Source organism: Synechococcus sp. OH2, from assembly GCF_047462155.1.
Classification (GTDB): Bacteria; Cyanobacteriota; Cyanobacteriia; order Thermostichales; family Thermostichaceae; genus Thermostichus.
Genome location: NZ_JANSIR010000052.1, coordinates 1 through 16,614, shown reverse-complemented (window position 1 = coordinate 16,614; position 16,614 = coordinate 1). Strand labels below are relative to the sequence as shown.

At 59.9% G+C, this 16,614-nt stretch carries 17 protein-coding genes and 3 pseudogenes; 16 read left to right on the top strand and 4 right to left on the bottom strand.

Annotated features, from left to right (window positions below; all coding sequences use genetic code 11):
* The 3 genes and pseudogenes from NW835_RS04235 to NW835_RS04225 all read left to right on the top strand — a co-directional run.
* Window positions 1–173: pseudogene (locus NW835_RS04235) on the top strand (arsenical-resistance protein); the annotation flags it as partial.
* A gap of 32 nt (window positions 174–205) precedes the next feature.
* Window positions 206–304: pseudogene (locus NW835_RS04230) on the top strand (DUF202 domain-containing protein); the annotation flags it as partial.
* A gap of 88 nt (window positions 305–392) precedes the next feature.
* Window positions 393–590 (top strand): hypothetical protein, encoded by a 198-nt coding sequence (locus tag NW835_RS04225; protein ID WP_414414598.1) that lies wholly within the window; start codon window positions 393–395, stop codon window positions 588–590.
* Here the strand turns inward: NW835_RS04225 and NW835_RS04220 are convergent.
* A complete protein-coding gene (locus NW835_RS04220; protein ID WP_414362765.1) occupies window positions 557–964 on the bottom strand; it encodes an ArsR/SmtB family transcription factor in 408 nt (135 codons plus the stop codon). The genes NW835_RS04225 and NW835_RS04220 overlap by 34 nt on opposite strands.
* A gap of 113 nt (window positions 965–1,077) precedes the next feature.
* Here NW835_RS04220 and NW835_RS04215 point away from each other — a divergent pair, with 113 nt between their 5' ends.
* The 4 genes from NW835_RS04215 to NW835_RS04200 are packed head-to-tail and all read left to right on the top strand — an operon-like array spanning window position 1,078 to window position 4,708.
* Window positions 1,078–1,794, top strand: coding sequence for an MBL fold metallo-hydrolase (locus tag NW835_RS04215; protein ID WP_414414597.1), 717 nt, complete (start codon window positions 1,078–1,080; stop codon window positions 1,792–1,794).
* A 42-nt stretch (window positions 1,795–1,836) separates the two neighbouring features.
* Window positions 1,837–2,304 carry a DUF29 domain-containing protein gene (locus tag NW835_RS04210; protein ID WP_414414596.1) on the top strand — a complete coding sequence of 156 codons (468 nt, stop codon included), beginning with the start codon at window positions 1,837–1,839 and terminating at the stop codon, window positions 2,302–2,304.
* Between the two features lie 44 nt (window positions 2,305–2,348).
* Window positions 2,349–2,924, top strand: a complete 576-nt coding sequence (locus NW835_RS04205; RefSeq protein ID WP_414414595.1) for a rhodanese-like domain-containing protein — start codon at window positions 2,349–2,351, stop codon at window positions 2,922–2,924.
* Window positions 2,921–4,708, top strand: coding sequence for a SulP family inorganic anion transporter (locus NW835_RS04200; protein ID WP_414414594.1), 1,788 nt, complete (start codon window positions 2,921–2,923; stop codon window positions 4,706–4,708). The genes NW835_RS04205 and NW835_RS04200 overlap by 4 nt, the downstream gene beginning before the upstream one ends.
* Here the strand turns inward: NW835_RS04200 and NW835_RS04195 are convergent.
* Window positions 4,671–5,939, bottom strand: coding sequence for a hypothetical protein (locus tag NW835_RS04195; RefSeq protein WP_414414593.1), 1,269 nt, complete (start codon window positions 5,937–5,939; stop codon window positions 4,671–4,673). The two genes, NW835_RS04200 and NW835_RS04195, sit on opposite strands and share 38 nt — an antisense overlap.
* Window positions 5,940–6,157: 218 nt before the next feature.
* On the opposite strand from NW835_RS04195, the gene trxA reads away from it, so the two are divergent.
* Window positions 6,158–6,490 (top strand): thioredoxin, encoded by a 333-nt coding sequence (gene trxA / locus NW835_RS04190; protein ID WP_414334976.1) that lies wholly within the window; start codon window positions 6,158–6,160, stop codon window positions 6,488–6,490.
* Window positions 6,491–6,511: 21 nt separating this feature from the next.
* Window positions 6,512–7,246: a lipoyl(octanoyl) transferase LipB gene (gene lipB / locus NW835_RS04185; RefSeq protein WP_414414592.1), complete on the top strand. Its 735-nt coding sequence runs from the start codon at window positions 6,512–6,514 to the stop codon at window positions 7,244–7,246.
* A gap of 42 nt (window positions 7,247–7,288) precedes the next feature.
* Here lipB and NW835_RS04180 read toward each other — a convergent pair whose 3' ends face one another.
* Window positions 7,289–7,738: a tetratricopeptide repeat protein gene (locus NW835_RS04180; protein ID WP_414414591.1), complete on the bottom strand. Its 450-nt coding sequence runs from the start codon at window positions 7,736–7,738 to the stop codon at window positions 7,289–7,291.
* A gap of 204 nt (window positions 7,739–7,942) precedes the next feature.
* On the opposite strand from NW835_RS04180, the gene purB reads away from it, so the two are divergent.
* From purB to NW835_RS04145, 7 genes are all read left to right on the top strand, one after another.
* Complete coding sequence (gene purB / locus NW835_RS04175; RefSeq protein ID WP_414414590.1) at window positions 7,943–9,238, top strand: adenylosuccinate lyase; 1,296 nt, start codon at window positions 7,943–7,945, stop codon at window positions 9,236–9,238.
* A gap of 9 nt (window positions 9,239–9,247) precedes the next feature.
* Window positions 9,248–10,228 (top strand): aspartate carbamoyltransferase catalytic subunit, encoded by a 981-nt coding sequence (locus NW835_RS04170; protein ID WP_414414589.1) that lies wholly within the window; start codon window positions 9,248–9,250, stop codon window positions 10,226–10,228.
* A gap of 529 nt (window positions 10,229–10,757) precedes the next feature.
* Window positions 10,758–11,837 carry a phosphate ABC transporter substrate-binding protein PstS gene (gene pstS / locus NW835_RS04165; protein ID WP_414414588.1) on the top strand — a complete coding sequence of 360 codons (1,080 nt, stop codon included), beginning with the start codon at window positions 10,758–10,760 and terminating at the stop codon, window positions 11,835–11,837.
* Window positions 11,838–12,110: 273 nt separating this feature from the next.
* On the top strand, window positions 12,111–13,082 hold the full coding sequence (gene pstC, locus NW835_RS04160; RefSeq protein WP_414334982.1) for a phosphate ABC transporter permease subunit PstC: 972 nt from the start codon (window positions 12,111–12,113) through the stop codon (window positions 13,080–13,082).
* Between the two features lie 18 nt (window positions 13,083–13,100).
* Window positions 13,101–13,988 (top strand): phosphate ABC transporter permease PstA, encoded by an 888-nt coding sequence (gene pstA / locus NW835_RS04155; protein WP_414364782.1) that lies wholly within the window; start codon window positions 13,101–13,103, stop codon window positions 13,986–13,988.
* 67 nt (window positions 13,989–14,055) lie between these two features.
* The gene (pstB, locus tag NW835_RS04150) at window positions 14,056–14,853 is read left to right on the top strand and encodes a phosphate ABC transporter ATP-binding protein PstB (protein WP_414414587.1); all 798 of its coding nucleotides are present in this window, start codon (window positions 14,056–14,058) and stop codon (window positions 14,851–14,853) included.
* Window positions 14,854–14,971: 118 nt separating this feature from the next.
* Complete coding sequence (locus NW835_RS04145) at window positions 14,972–16,339, top strand: FAD-binding oxidoreductase (protein ID WP_414414586.1); 1,368 nt, start codon at window positions 14,972–14,974, stop codon at window positions 16,337–16,339.
* 186 nt (window positions 16,340–16,525) lie between these two features.
* Here the strand turns inward: NW835_RS04145 and NW835_RS04140 are convergent.
* A pseudogene (locus NW835_RS04140) lies at window positions 16,526–16,585 on the bottom strand (DUF29 domain-containing protein); the annotation flags it as partial.
* Window positions 16,586–16,614: the final 29 nt, after the last annotated feature.

Below are 16,614 nucleotides of genomic sequence, written 5' to 3'. Positions count from 1 at the left end.
TGTTGTTTGGCTTGAACTCCGGGGCCGCCCTGGCCACCGTCGTAGGGGTGTTGATCGAGGTGCCGGTGATGCTGATGCTGGTGGAAGTATGTAAACGCACCGCCTTTTATTTTCCCCGCCAGCCGGAGAAGGCCAGCTTGCCGGATCCCCGCTGTCTTAAAATCAGCCCTTGAGGGATCCCTGTAGCCCATGAACTTGCCCCCAGATCGCCCACCAGGCCAACGAGCGCACCTTTCTGGCCTGGCTGCGCACCTCTGTGGCTCTCATTGCCTTTGGCTTTGCCCTCGCCCGCTTCAGCCTCTTTTTGCAGCAGATCGAAGCCGCCAGCTCCCCCAAGCAGCCCGCTCCGGCGCACGGCCGCCTGAGCACCCACAACTTGGGCCTCCTGTTGGATGATCGGCCTTTCTGCTTGGCGCTACAACCAGGTGATGCGGCAAATCGAGGCGGGCGACTTTCGCCCCAGCCGTTTCCTCATCTGGATCATGGCTGCCGTGGTGGCCCTGTTTGGGCTGCTGAGCCTTCCTCTTATGCTGCTTATGCTGCGCCGCCCCCGCCCTCAGGAGCCTTCGCGGCTTAGCCTGCCGGAGTGAAGGGCCGCCAGCGGCTCCAATTGCCGAGCCTGCTGCCTGAGGCGCTTAATTAACTGCTTGCACACCACCTCGCACAGCTCAAAACAGATGGGATCCGCAATTTGGTAGTAGACGCTCACGCCCCTGGGCTCGCGGCTGACGATCCCTGCCTGCGCCAGGATCTTGAGATGTTTGGAAACGTTGGCCTGGCCCATGCCGGTGGCCTCTAGGATTTGGGTAACGTTCTTGGGCCCCGAGCGCAACTGACACAGGATCTGCAGCCGGCTGGGCTCCGCCAGAACCTTGAAGTACTCCGCCACGCTGGTCAGCACTTCCGGCGTCAGGGTCAACTGGCACTCGTCTTTGCCAGCTTGCACAAGCTTGTCCCAATCCATAGGCTGTCTTGAGGGAGGTGGTAGCTTGATTTTAACACTAAATAGTTATATAGTAGCTCTAGAGACCCGAATTCGGATCGCTTTCGGGTTTTGTCAACAGACAGGAGGGCAGCATGCTATTTCGCCAACTGTTCGACGCCGAGACGAGCACCTACACCTATTTAATCGCAGACCCAGACACCCGCGAGGCCGTACTGGTGGATCCGGTGTTGAAGCAGGTGGAGCGGGACTGGAAGTTAATTCAAGAGCTGGGTCTGACCTTGAAGTACTGCTTGGAAACCCACGTCCACGCCGATCACATCACCGGCACCGGCAAGCTGCGGGAGTTGAGCGGCTGCCAAGGGGTGGTGCCGGTTCAGGCCAAGGCGCAATGTGCCGACCGCTTCATCGGCCACGGGGAAACACTGCAGGTGGGATCCATTGTCATCGAGGCCATTGCCACCCTGGGCCATACCGACAGCCACATGACCTACCGCGTCAATGGGGATCGCGTTCTTACAGGAGACTCGCTGCTGATTCGCGGCTGTGGCCGTACGGATTTCCAGAGTGGGGATCCCGGCTTGATGTACGACCACGTAACGCAGCACCTGTTTACCCTGCCGGACGAGACGCTGGTTTATCCCGGCCATGACTACCGGGGACACACCGTCTCCACCATTGGCGAGGAGAAGCGCTGGAACCCCCGCTTCGTGGATCCGGAAACCGGTAAGCTGCGCTCGCGGGAGAGCTTTATTGCCCTGATGAACAGCCTCAACCTGCCGCAGCCCAAGAAGATCCAGGAAGCGGTGCCGGCCAACGAGCAGTGCGGCCAAGTGGCAGCCGCAGTTTAGTTGCTAGTGTCAGGCGGCCCGTCAGAAAGGGGAGGGTTGAGAGTGGATCCCAAACATCTCTATGAGAGGGATTTCTATGCTTGGACTCAGCAACAAGCCCAATTTCTGCGGGAGCGGGCCTGGGAGAAGCTGGATCTGCCCCATTTAATTGAGGAGATGGAATCATTGGGCAGGCAACAGCGGCAAGAGCTGCGTAACCAGCTGGGAGTTTTGGTGGGGCACCTTCTGAAGTGGGAGTATCAGCCGCAGGCCAGATCGGTAAGCTGGCTTCTTACCCTACAGGTGCAGCGGCAGGAAGTTCTGGATCTGCTGGAGGAAAACCCAAGCCTGAGACCCTATTTGCCGGAGGCCATCTCCAAGTCTTACCTGAGGGCGCTCCAACTGGCTCTAGAAGAGACCAAGCTGCCTAGAAAGACTTTTCCCAAGACCTGCCCTTACTCTCCCGAGCAAATCCTGGATAGCCAGTTTTATCCTGGCGAGCCCAGCAGGTTGCTGGAGGAGGAAAATTAGAAATCCCTAAGTCTTACAACAACCCTAGAAGCAAGGAAGAAACCATGACCGTAACCCAACAAAATCCTACAGCTCAGCAGGAACGGGATCCCCGTCTTAAGGAGATCGACGCCTTGACTTTAAAGCAGTGGCTGGATCAAGGGCGGGTACAGCTCATTGATGTGCGGGAGCCGGCAGAATACCACGACGAGCGGATCCCGGGGGCGATCAACATGCCTCTATCTACCTTTGACCCCGCCAAGGTGCCGATCTCGACGCCGGAAAAGCCGGTGGTGCTGCAGTGCCGCATGGGCAGCCGCTCCATCCGTGCCGGCTGTCAGTTGCTCGAATACGCCTGGCCGGAAGCCATTAGCCTCAAAGGTGGGATCGAAGCGTGGAAGGCCGCCAAGCTGCCCACCACCCGCACCCGCAACGCGCCCATCTCGCTAATGCGACAGGTGCAGATTACAGCGGGATCCCTGGTGCTCATAGGAACCCTGCTGGGAGCCTTTGTCCACCCGGCCTGGCTGGTGTTGAGTGGCTTTGTGGGAGCGGGGCTGGTGTTTGCCGGGATCACCAACACCTGTGGCCTGGCGCTGCTTTTGGCCCGCCTGCCCTGGAACCGGGGTCAGACGCTATGAGCGGGATCCCGTCCGCCTCTTCCCCAAAGCAGGGGATCTGGGCGCGTTACCTGCCCTTGGCCAAGGATTCCCTGTGGTGGCTTCGCTACCAGCGAGAGGATCTGCCGGGGGATCTCATTGCCGGGGTGGTCTCGGCCATCCTGTTGGTGCCCCAGAGCATGGCCTACGCGCTGCTGGCCGGCCTGCCCCCCGAGACAGGCCTCTACGCCAGCATCCTGCCGGTCATCGCCTACGGCTTCCTGGGATCCAGCCGGGCTTTGTCGGTGGGGCCGGTGGCCATCATCGCCCTGCTGGTAGCCTCGGGTTTGGAGCCGCTGGCTGAGCCGGGCAGCCCGGAGTATGGCCAGTTGGCGCTGGGCTTAGCTCTGGAAGCGGGCCTGATCCAGCTAGGGGTAGGGCTGTTGCGCCTGGGGTTTTTGGCCAATTTCCTGAGCCACTCGGTTATAACGGCCTTTAGCAGTGCCGCAGCCCTAATCATTGCCCTTAGCCAGCTCCGCCATCTGCTGGGGGTGAAGATTGCCAACACCGAGTCCTTCTGGCTGCTAGTGCAACGGCTGTGGCAGAGCCTGGATGGGGTCAACTGGGTCACCCTGGGGCTGGGGCTGTTGTCCATCGCCCTGTTGGTGTACGCCCAGCAGAAGCTGCCGGCGCAACTGCGCCGCTGGGGGATCCCGCCCCTCTGGGAGTTGCTGCTCACTAAGAGTGCTCCCCTGGCGGCCGTTTTCTTAACCACCCTGCTGGTTTGGGGGCTAAACCTCTCGGAGAGAGCGGGAGTGGCGGTGGTGGGATCCATTCCGGCTGGCCTGCCACCGCTGACGTTTCCCCAACTGAGCTGGCCAGAATGGGGATCCCTGCTGCCCACCGCCCTAACCCTCAGCTTGGTGGGCTTTACGGAAAGTTATGCCATGGCCCAGGCCCTAGCCAGCAAGCGGCGGCAGAAAGTGGATCCCAACCAGGATCTGGTGGCCCTGGGAGTGGCCAACGTGGCAGCAGCCGTCAGCGGTGGCTTTCCGGTCACGGGTGGGATCAGCCGCTCGGTGGTGAACGCTCAGGCGGGGGCCAACAGCGGTCTGGCCTCGGTCATTACGGGATCCCTGATAGCTCTGGCCATGATCTGGCTGATGCCCCTGTTTACTTTCCTGCCCCAGGCCACCCTAGCTGCCGTTGTGCTGGTGGCGGTGCTGGGACTGGTGGATTTTCACCCCCTGCTGCAGAGCTGGCGCTACGACCGCGGCGATGCCCTCGTTTGGCTGCTCACCTTTGCCAGCGTGTTGGCAATTGGGGTGGAGCGGGGGATTGGTCTGGGAGTGCTGGCCTCCATCCTTCTCTTCCTCTGGCGGGCCAGCCGCCCCCACATTGCCATTGTTGGCCAGGTGCCGGGTACCGAGCACTACCGCAACGTGCTGCGCCATGAGGTGATTACCGATCCGCGCATCTTGGCGGTGCGAGTGGATGAGAGCCTGTTTTTTGCCAACGCCGCCTACCTGCAAGAGTACATTCTGCAAGAGGTAGCAGCGCGGCCGGAAGTGGAACAGGTGCTGCTGGTGGCCAGCGCCATTAACTTCATCGACGGCAGCGCTCTGGAGGCCCTGACCCAACTGGTGGAACGTCTGCACCAAATGGGGGTGGGCTTTGCCCTAGCCGAGGTAAAGGGGCCGGTGATGGATCGCCTCAAAAGGGTGGGGTTTGTGGAAAAAGTGGGCGCTGAGCGCTTCTTCTTGTCGACCCACCAGGCAATGCAGGCTCTCAAATCCCAGGCGATGCCGGCAGCCGCTTCCGGATGAGCACCAGGGGGGTCTGCTCCGCCGCATTGCCCGCCGGGTTCTTGCGCAGCGCCTGCTCCACCAGCTCCCGCTCCACCCCTGGGCTGGCCGCCAGAAGAGTTACCTCTCCCAAGTCGTTGGCATCCACAATGGCCACCTCGTAGCCGGTCTGGGCGTGGAGCTCAGCCACCAGCTTAGCCGGCTGCCGCGGCCCTAAGACGATGAACTGGTCGTAGGGGGGCAAGGTGCCGGTGACATCGTCGATGAGGTCGGCCTGCTCCCCCGCCAGGGCATAGAACACCCCTGGGATCCCCAACAACTTGGCCAGGGATCCGACAACAAAAGCCGCCAGCACCCGCCAGGCTCCCGAGCAGTCGATCAGCGTCTGCATCCCGTAGCAGCTCGAGAGACTGGTCTTGGAGGGGAAGAAGTAGCAGAGGGTGCGGGCTAGCCAGCCAGGCTGCACCTGCAGGGGATGGCGAAAGTGGCCCTGGACAATGGCCGCCGCGCTTTCCGAGATGGCCACGATATCACCGGGCTGGATGTGAGGGCCCACGTAGCGCTGCAGCACCTCGGCAAGGTCATCGCTGGGGGTAAGCAGAGGGGTGGGAATGGCAGCCCAACTCAATGGCCCCTGCTGCTGCCAGCCCAGCTCCGGCAAGGGATCCACTTCCTGCAAGGGCAGGATTAGGTGGCTAGTCTTAAGGGTGCGCCGCTGCCGCCCGTACTGGACGTAGTCCAGCTCCAGCCAGGCCGAGCGCAAATCTGCCAGCCCTTGCCCCCTCAGCTCGATCTCCACTTCCAAGCCGGTCTGGCTTTGGGGGGTAATGATGTAGGCCTGCCAGTAGTTGTCCTGGCGAGGGGGCAGATCCACATGGCGGGAGCGCAGGCGGATCTGGGTTTGGATCCCTTCGATGGAGCTGGCACTGAGCAAATGCAGTCGCGGCTGCACCTGGGCCAAGGTGACCTCAAAGATGGGGTTGAGGTTGCGGGCCACGAACTCCGCCTGGATCAGCCAGTGATCGGGGCTGAGGCGGTTGAGGTGCCAGCTCTGCGGCTCCACCACCAGGCAGTCGGCGGGGCGAGTCTTCCGCCAGTACAGCACCGTCGCCAAACTCAAGAGCAGCCCGGCCACCACCTGAATCCAGCCTGAGGGATCCCCCAGCCAACGCCAGACCCCCCAGAGGCTCAAGCCCACCCCAGCCAATACGCCGGCCACCACACCTCGGCTCACCATCCGGATTGTTGCCATCGGGATCCCACTCCTTGCAATCGTTAAGCCCTGCTAAAGCCTGCCCCTTCCGTCCAGCCCGCCCCCTAGACTACAGGTACCAACCAAGCCCTAGCCATCCTACCGGGAAACCGACAGCAAGCGGTCGCAGAATCTCTACCCACATTTCCATCTCAAACATTTAGACTACAAATAGGTTGCATTCTAAGTTTTTCCACAGCATCCTGCGGAGGTCGCCCATGGCCCACAAACAGCAGTTCAAAAGCTTTGACGACATGATCCAGGGATCCAAAACTCCCATTCTGGTGGATTTCTACGCCACCTGGTGTGGTCCCTGTCAGGTCATGGCCCAGGTGTTGGAGCAGGTGAAGCCCCAAGTGGGGGACGCCATCTCCTTTGTTAAGGTCGACACCGAAAAGTACCCCAACATCGCTGCTCGCTGGGGGATCTACGCTGTGCCGACCCTGATCCTGTTTAAAGACGGGAAGCCGGTTGACCGCATTGAAGGGCTGCTACATCCCCGAGCTCTGCTCGAGCGGCTACGGGCCCAGGTCAACTTACCGGTGGCCTGATCTGGGCAAGGGTTGGAGCCTGTGCCGCTTCTCCAAGTTCACCTGGCAGGAGAAGTGCCCTACCGCACCGCTTGGGCTTGGCAGCAGGCCCGGTTGGCCCGGATGATCCGCGATCCTGAGGTGCCGGATGGGCTTTTGTTGCTCACCCACCCGCCGGTCTACACCCTGGGGGCAGGGGCCGATCCCAAGTTTCTCAAAAGCCTGGCTGGACGGATAGGATCCCCGGATACTCAGCCAGAGTCCCCTGCTCCTGAGGGACCGGAGGTTCTGCGGGTGGAGCGGGGCGGCGAGGTGACCTACCACGGGCCGGGCCAGTGGGTGGGCTATGCCCTACTGAACCTAAAGCGCCATAGGACTGTCTACGGCTCCCATGGCCAGCCGGATCTGCACCGCTACCTGCGCCACCTAGAAGAGGTGCTCATCCAGACCGTAGCCCACTTTGGCCTGCGGGGGGAGCGGCTCCCTGGCCTGACAGGGGTTTGGGTGCAAGGCCACAAGGTGGCGGCCATCGGCATCAAGGTCTCTCGCTGGGTTACCTACCACGGCTTTGCCCTCAACGTCTGTCCGGATCTGGCTGCCTTCGCGGCCATCGTGCCCTGTGGGATCCCCGATCGCCCGGTGGGATCCCTGGTGCAGTTTTGTCCGGAGGTAACAATGGCTGCCGTAGCCCCAGTGTTGGTGCAATCTTTTTGTCATGTCTTCAGGCTGCAGGCACAGGCAGTTTCCCTGGCCGAGTGGTTGGGAGAGCCTCCTTAGTTTGTCTAAATCCGAGATGGTCCTGGATTAATCCAAGGCCGACTACTCCACCCCCAACTGGCGCAACAGTTGCTGCAGGATGGCTTGGTCAGCAAAGTTGCCGCTTTGGGAAAAAAGAGCCAACGCCTGGCGAAAGTCAGCCATGGCAGCCTCTCGCTCCCCCAGTTGCAGGTGGGCCACGCCGCGACTAAAGTAGGCCTCTGGGATCCCCGGATCCAACTGGATGGCCCGCTCTGCATCGGCTAGGGCTTTTTGGGGCTGGCGCAACTGGTTGTAAACGTAGCTGCGGTTAACGTAGGCCGGTGCATAGGTGGGATCCAACTCCACTGCCCGATCCAGATCCGCCAAAGCCGCCACCGGATCCCCGCGCAGGAACTTGAGGGATCCCTGCCAGTTAAGCTCGGAAGCAGAGCTTCGGGTGGAGGTCTTCTCAGGAGGAGTGGGGGAGGTGGGCAAAGAGAGGGCGGGGGCAGGAGCCAGGAATGCCGCCAAGCAACCTATGAGAGCCACCCTTCCCCATCGCCGCTTCATCGTGCTCCGCTGAGGATCCCAACCCAGTCCAGTATAGACTGCCGGCAAGAGGGGCCATCCTTGCACTTAACCAACCCGCCGAGAAGCCCCGCTTTGGACCCGGGATGAGAGGCGGATTAGCTAAAATAGCTTGGCTTATCCTATCGTACTGACGGAAAAGGCACCTTGATCGAGCGCTACACTCTGCCGGAAATGGGCCAGATTTGGTCCACCGCCCACAAGCTCCAGACCTGGCTACAAGTAGAGCTGGCCGTCTGTGAGGCGCAGGCGGAGCTGGGGCGGATCCCTCAAGAGGCCCTGCAGGAGATCAAAGCCAAAGCTGCCTTTGACCCGGCGCGGGTTTTGGCAATCGAGGCGGAAGTCAAGCACGATGTTATTGCCTTCTTGACCAACCTCAACGAGCATGTGGGCGAGGCGGGGCGCTACATCCACCTGGGCTTGACCAGCTCGGATGTGTTGGACACGGCCTTGGCCCTGCAGCTTGGAGCCTCGGTTGAGATCTTGCAAGCTCGGCTGGCCGACCTCATCGCTGCTTTGCGTGAGCAGGCCCGCCGACACCGCTACACCCTGATGATGGGCCGCACCCATGGCGTCCATGCCGAGCCTATTACCTTTGGCTTTAAGCTGGCCGGCTGGCTAGCCGAGTGCCTGCGCCATCAGGAGCGCCTGACACGCCTGCGGGAGGTGGTCGCCGTGGGCAAGATCTCCGGCGCCGTGGGTACCTACGCCAATGTGCCCCCCCAGGTGGAACAGTTGGCCTGCGCCCGCTTAGGCCTCAAACCGGATACTGTCTCAACGCAGGTGATCTCCCGCGATCGCCACGCCGAGTATGTGCAGACCTTGGCTTTGATTGGGTCTTCTCTGGAGCGCTTTGCCACTGAGATCCGCCATCTACAGCGGACAGAGGTGCTGGAGGTTGAGGAGTACTTTGCCCCCGGCCAAAAGGGATCCTCCGCCATGCCCCACAAGCGCAACCCCGTCAAAGCAGAACAACTGACGGGAATTGCCCGCCTCTTGCGGGGCTATGCTGTCTCGGCCCTGGAAAACATTCCCCTTTGGCATGAGCGGGATATTTCCCATAGCTCTGTAGAGCGGGTCATCCTGCCCGATGCCTCCATCCTCTGCCACTACCTATTGGTCAACATGGCAGATCTGGTGCGCCACCTGCAGGTTTACCCTGCCAACATGGAGCGCAACCTTACCCTCTACGGCGGTGTTGTCTTCAGCCAGCAGGTGCTTTTGGCTTTGGTGGAGAAGGGCTTGAGCCGTGAGGAAGCCTACCGACTGGTGCAGGAAAATGCCCACCGCGCCTGGAATCAGCCTGGTGGAGATTTCCACGCCAATCTGCTGGCGGATCCCAGAGTAATGGCCCACCTGAGCGAGGCGGAGCTGCAGGCTTGCTTTGACCCGCGGCGGCACCTTGCCCACCTGGACGAGATCTTTGCCCGCTTGGGCATTTGAGGATCCCCTATGGCTTGGCAGCGGCAACATGTCTTGGGGCTGGCGGACTTTACCCGCGAAGAGTATCAAATTGTTTTGCAAACCGCCGCCAGCTTTCAGGAAGTGCTGACCCGGCGGCTGCCCAAGGTGCCCACCCTGCAGGGGAAGGTGGTGGTGACGCTGTTTTTCGAGCCTTCCACCCGTACCCGCAACAGCTTTGAGCTGGCAGCCAAGCGCCTGTCAGCGGATGTGCTCAACTTTTCCCCCGGCACCTCTTCGCTAAGCAAGGGGGAAACCATTTTGGATACGGTTCGCACCTTTTTGGCCATGGGATCCGACGTGCTCATCGTCCGCCACGCCCAGGCCGGGGTGCCGCAGCAGTTGGCCGCCGAGATCGACCGCCGCGGATCCCCAGCGGGGGTGCTAAATGCGGGGGACGGCCTGCACGAACATCCCACTCAAGGTTTGCTGGATCTATTTACCCTCTGTAGCCACCTGGATCCGCAGCGACCTCGCCTCGAGCTGCTACAGGGGGTGAAGGTGGCCATTGTCGGCGACATCCTCCACTCGCGGGTAGCCCGCTCCAACATCTATGCTCTAGTGGCCGCTGGCGCAGACGTCCACTTGGCCGGCCCGCCCACCCTGTTGCCCAAAGACTTTGCCCAGTTTGTGCCCGGCCATACTCTGCCGGTGCACTGGCAGTTGGAGCCGGCCCTAGCAGGAGTCCGCTTCGTCATCGCCCTGCGCCTGCAACGGGAGCGGATGAGCGAATTCCTCATCCCCAGCCTGCAGGAATACCACCACCTTTTCGGCCTCACCCAGCAGCGGCTGCGCCTGTGCCACCCCGAGGTGAGGGTTCTCCACCCCGGCCCGGTCAACCGCGGCGTGGAACTGAGTTCTGAGGTGATGGAGGATCCCAGCCTCAACCTCATCGAGCAGCAAGTTGCCCACGGCGTGGCGGTGCGCATGGCTTTGCTGTACCTGATGGGCGGCGGGCGGATCCCGGCTTAGACCTCCCCCTTTCCCCTCTGGTCGGGGAACTTGAGGAGCTGCTTGACGTCTAGAGTGCTGAGGTTACTCTTCTAGCCAACTCAACGCTCTCCGCAAAAGCAAGAAAGAAGTTCTTGCGGGGGCTCTTCTGGACACATTGAACCCTACATAAGCCTATATAAGCTTGGCAAGATTTGGGGCAGCTTTCTGCTCTAGGTTCTGCGCAACTTATCTTCTGTTCAAACTTTTTTTCTGGCTGGCCAGCATCATCTTTTATTTGGATCGAGGTCACCTAGCCAAGTCTAAGACAAGCTAAAAGCTTTGCAAAATAAGCTTTTCACAGATCCTGAGCTCCAGGATCATTTTTTGCTGCTATCTAAACCCAAGCAAATCACCAGGTAAAAAATCAAGAGCTCATAGCAATCACCTCATTCAGAAAGACACCGACTTTTTCTTCTGGCTTAACCTAAACTTAACCTTAACATATTCTACTCTTAACCTTGAGGTTGTAGGGTTATAGGCGTCGATTAAAATCAGACATTTCTTTCTTATGCGATCTCTGCTCTCTGCTTCTGTTTCTTCTATTGCGGCTTTGGCGGTGGGAGCCCTGGCGCTGGCCCCGGCCCAAGCCCAAACCGTGCAAATCTCTGGCGCAGGTGCTACCTTCGCTGCGCCGCTGCTGCAGCGCTGGTTTGATGCCTACAATCGCACCGTAGATCCCAATGTGCAAGTCAGCTACCAGTCTGTTGGGAGCGGTGCCGGTCTGGAGCAATACATCAACGGCACGGTGGACTTCGGTGCTTCCGAGGGCCCGATGACCGAAAAGTACAACGCCTCTCGCTACAAGAGCTTCAAAGAGAAATACGGCTACGAGCCCCTGCAACTGCCTCTGGCGGGGGGCGCCATTGAATTTGCCTACAACCTGCCCGGCATCGGCGACAAAGAGCTCGTGCTCAAGCGGGAAACCTACTGTGGCATTGTTACCGGCGAAATCACCCGCTGGGACGACATTCGCATCAAGGCCCAAAACCCCAACCTGGCAAGTCGGCTGCCCGCGCTGGACATCACCTGGGTGCACCGCTCTGACGGCTCTGGGACAACCTTCGTGTTCAGCAACCACATCAACGCTGCTTGCCCCAACTGGAAGGGCGGCGTGGGAACCACGGTGGAGTGGCCGGTTGGCATCGGTGCCCAGGGCAACGAAGGGGTAGCTGCCACCATCAAGCAGGAGCAAGGGGCAATTGGCTATGTGAACCAGTCCTTTGCTAAGCTGGAGCAACTGACTACTGCTCGCATAGAAAACAAAGCGGGCAAGATTGTCGAGTTTTCTCCTGAGCGGGCTACTTCTGCCCTCAACGCTCCCCTGCCCGAAAATTTTGCCCTGCTGGTGCCGGATCCCGAAGGGCCTGACGACTACCCCATCGTTGGTTTGTTCTGGGTGATGCTCTACCGTGAATATCCTGACGAGCAAAAGCTGAAGAAGCTGGTGGAAGCCATCAAGTGGACGCAGGGGCCAGAGGGCCAAGCCATCACCAAAGAACTGGACTACATCCCCATGCCGGAGCCGGCCATCCAGCGGATCTTCGCCGAGCTGGATAAGATCAAGGTCAACCCCAACGCGAAGCGATGAGTTGCTGTCCTGTTGAAAGGTGTTAGTTGAGGGCCAGTGGTCAACAAGAGGCTGTGCTCTTCCTGTTGACTACTGGCTTGCCGCTTTGCTGATTTTTAACGGGTAAAAGTTCTGTCGGCACTGACTTTTGACGTTGTCGCCAGTCTGAGTCCAACAAGCTTTTGGTGTTCACTGTTGGCCAGGACACAGACAACTGCAACACCGATGGAATGTAGGGTGAGAGAGGTTTTGCCACAATCTGCCCACAAGTAGAATTGCCATAGGGGAGATCCTATGACTTCGGCAGCCAGAGACTACGACTTATCAACGGATGTTGCTATTGAAAAGAAAATGGATGTTTCCCGCGCCCTCGACGTGGGTTTTGTCCGCCTAACTTTGGTGCTGGCAGGGTTTGCCGGCATCATTCTCATTTGGGTGATCGTGCAGACCACTGAGGCAGCCCTGCCGGCCATGCGCCAGTTTGGCTTGGGCTTTCTGGTCACCAGCCGCTGGAACCCGGTGGAAAACATCTATGGGGTGTTGCCCCAGATCTACGGCAGTTTGATGACCTCTCTGGTGGCCCTGATTTTTGCCATTCCTCTGGGCATCGGCACCGCCATTTTCTTGACGGAAGATTTTGCCCCCAAGTGGATAACGGCGCCGATTGCCTTTGCCATTGAGCTGATCGTGGCCATTCCCAGTGTGGTGCTGGGGCTGTGGGGCATCTTTGTGCTCATCCCGGCGGTGCGGCCCATCTTCCGAGCCATCAATCAGACGCTGGGGTGGATCCCTTTCTTCGGCGGCCCGGCTCCCCGAGGCCCCAGTCTGTTGATTGTAGCCATGGTGCTGGGGATCATGATTTCCCCCATCATCATTTCCATCACCCGCAGCACCCTTGAATCGCTGCCCCGGGGCCTCAAAGAGGGCGCCTTGGCGTTGGGAGCCAGCCGCTGGGAGACGATCTTGACGGTGATGATCCCGGCGGGCCTGTCGGGCATTGTCAGCTCGATCATGCTGGCATTGGGACGGGCCTTGGGGGAGACCATGGTGGCAGCGATGATTTCCGGCAACGCCAACCGCATCAACATCTCCCTGCTGCAGCCAGGATCCACCATTACCGGCTTGATTGCTTCCCAGTTTGGCGAAGCAGGACGCCTGCAGGTGTCGGCCCTTATGTATGCCGGTGTGGTGTTGATGGTGCTGACCCTGTTGGTTAACGTCATGGCCGAGATCATCATCCGCAAGTTTCAAAACTTGGAGCAGTAACCGAGGAGCCTCGTCATCATGTCCCAGTCAGCCCAGCTTGTTCCTGAGGAGATCGACATTAGCCGTGCCGCTGTTGCCCCCCTGCGGAGATACACGAGCATTGCCTTGACGCTGCTGAGCGGACTGTTTGTGGCCGCCATCATAGCTGCCCTATCTTGGGTGCTGTGGGACATCGGTAAGGAGGGCATCCAGAGGATAAGCTGGGACGTCCTCACCGAGACTCGCTACCCGGCTCCAGGGTTAGCAGAGGGGGGGTTTGGCCACGCTATCGTCGGCAGCGTATTGGTTCTGGCCACGGGGGCGGCTTTGAGCTTTCCCTTCGGGATCCTAGCGGCCGTTTACCTGTCGGAGTTTGGCCGCGGCAGCCGCTTGGCCTACTTGGTCAAGTTCTCCTGTAACGTGCTCACGGGCGTGCCGGCCATTCTCTGCGGCCTGTTTGCCTACGCTTTGGTGGTGCGGGGATCCGGCTTCTCGGCTTTTTCGGGGGGAGTTGCCCTGGGCGTGTTGATGCTGCCCATTGTCATCCGCTCCACGGAAGAGGCACTGCTTTTGGTGTCGCCGGATATGCGTTTGGCTTCGGTTGGCCTGGGGGCCACTCGCTTTCAGACCACAATGCGCATCGTCCTGCCGGCAGCAGCTCCGGCCATTGTAACGGGCTTAATCTTGGCCTTGGCGCGGGCTGCCGGCGAGGCAGCACCTCTACTTTTTACTTCCTTCAACAACAATTTCTGGTCAACCAACCTGTTTGGACCGGTGGCTACCCTGCCGGTAATGGTTTACTTCTTCTCAATTATTCCCTTCAAGGTGCAGCAGGAGCTGGCATGGGCAGGAGCCCTGGTGCTGCTGGCCATTGTTTTGGCAGCCAGCTTGCTGGCCCGCTTCCTGGTCTACAAAGCCAGAAGATAGTTTAAGCCTTGTCGGACAGCGGCCAGGTGTGAATTAGCCTCTTGACGAACTTTCTGCGAGTGGGATCATGAAAACTCAATCTGCTAACTCAACCACCTACGTCTTCCGAACGGAAAACCTGAGCGTCTACTATGGCTCGAACCTGGCGGTGAAAAACGTCACCATGGATATTCCTGCCCGGCAAATTACGGCTTTTATCGGGCCTTCTGGCTGTGGCAAAAGTACCATCTTGCGCTGCTTTAACCGCACCAACGACCTGATCCCGGGGGCGCGCGTGGAGGGCAAACTTACCTACCGCGGCAAAGACCTCTACGCCGAGAATGTGGATCCGGTGGCGGTGCGGCGGCGCATTGGCATGGTGTTCCAGAAGCCCAACCCTTTTCCCAAGAGCATCTACGACAACGTTGCCTATGGCCCGCGGGTGCTGAGGATGAAGGTGGACTTGGACGAGGTGGTGGAAACTTCGCTCAAGCGGGCCGCCCTTTGGGACGAGGTCAAGGATAGGCTGAGAGAAAACGCTCAGTCGCTATCGGGCGGGCAACAGCAGCGCCTCTGCATCGCCCGTGCCCTGGCGGTACAGCCGGATGTCATCCTCATGGACGAGCCCTGCTCGGCGTTGGATCCCATCCCCCCCCGCCGCATCGAGGAGCTGATGAAGGAGCTGGAGCAGGATTATACCATCATTATCGTCACCCACAACATGCAGCAGGCCAGCCGCGTCTCGGACATGACGGCTTTCTTCAGCGTGGAGCTGGTGGGATCCAACCGCGTGGGCGAACTGGTGGAGTTCGACCGAACGGAGGTGATCTTCAACAGCCCTGCCAAAGAGGCGACCAAAGACTACGTAGAGGGCCGCTTCGGCTGATGCTCGGGACGGGCCGGGATCCCCTGGAGAGGCGTTTTCTGTCTCTGGTGAGCCTTTCTGCCGGCCCTTTGCACAGACAATGGAGTCTAAGTAGCCTGCTATCCAATTGGGGATCCCTATGACCGTTGCTGCTTCTGGAAAATTGCAGGCCTTGCTTTCTGAGCTGGCCGACCTTGAAACCATCACCGATCCGGCGCAAGTTGCCAAGTTGTCGCTGGACTTTTACCACTACAGCCCTGTGCTCAGCCGCCAGTTGAGCAACAAGCGCGGGGAAGTGGTGGTGCGCCCTGCCGATGAAGCAGAAGTGATGCGGGTGGCGGCGGCCTGTGCCAAGTGGAGAGTACCCCTGACCGTGCGCGGCGCCGGTACCGGTAACTATGGCCAGTGCATCCCCCTAGCTGGCGGTGTGATCCTGGACATGAGCAAGCTCAACCAGGTAATCTGGGCCAAGCCGGGCTTGGCGCGGGTACAGGCGGGGGCCAAGCTGATGGCCATCGACAAACACACCCGCGAGCTGGGCTGGGAGATCCGTATGGCCCCTTCCACCTACCGCACCGCCACTATTGGGGGGTTCATTGCCGGCGGTAGCGGCGGCATCGGCTCTGTGACCTACGGCCAACTGCTGGATCGGGGCAACATCTTAGGGCTGCGGGTGATTACAGTCGAAGAGGAGCCGCGGGCCCTGGAGCTGCGGGGAGACGACGTGTTTAAAGTCAGCCATGCCTGGGGCCTCAACGGGATCATCACCGAGGTGGAGATTCCCTTGGCGCCGGCCTATCCTTGGGCGGAGCTGGTGGTGGCCTTCCCGCCGGAGGGGGGGTTTATGCCCTGCGCCCACTTTGGCCAGGCTCTGGCCGAGGCAGATGGGATCCTGAAGAAACTCATCAGCCTGCACGCCTGGCCGATCCCTCGCTACTTCGTCCCCTTGCAGGACTACTTGCCCCAGGGATCCGCCGTGGCCCTCTTGATGGTGGCCGAGTACAGCCTAGAGCCGTTGCTGGAGCTCATTCGGGAGCATGGCGGCCAGGTGGTCTACAACAAAACGGCTCAAGAGGCCAGCAAGGGGATCTCGCTGGGGGAATTCTCTTGGAACCACACCACCCTGCACTGCCGCAGCGTGGATCCCAATTTGACCTATCTACAATCGATTTTTCCGCCCGATCGGGAGCTGAAGGTGGTGCAGCACCTGTACGAGCGCTTTGGCGACGAAGTGCTGATGCACCTGGAGTGGATTCGCATCCGGGGGCAGGCTACCCCGGTCGGCCTGCAAATTGTGCGCTTTACAACGGAAGAACGCCTCAACGAGATCATGCGCTATCACGAGGCGCAGGGAGTCTTCATCGCCAATCCCCACACTTTCATCATCGAAGAGGGGGGTCGCAAAGTGATGGATCCGCGCCAGCTCCGTTTTAAGGAAGAAGTGGATCCCTATGGATTGCTTAACCCCGGCAAGATGCGCAGTTGGCAAGGGCGGGCTTCTGCTTGAAAGTGCTGAGAGGGCTTTATCCTCTAATATCCAGCGATCTCTGAGTTGCCTCTGCCAAAAGGAGAGGGGCTTGACAGTCAATCTTCTGCCAAGGCCAGCTCCAAAGCATAGGGACAAGTCTCCGGAAAGGCCGAGATATCCCCTCAAGCTGGGGCTATCTTCGAGGGCCAATTCAAGCTGAGTTCGCGCATCTGTGATGGCATCCAGCCAGCTCTCTGAGCGACGCTGAGGTTGATATTGCCACATGAACTACCCCACCGCGTAGGCGGGTGGGG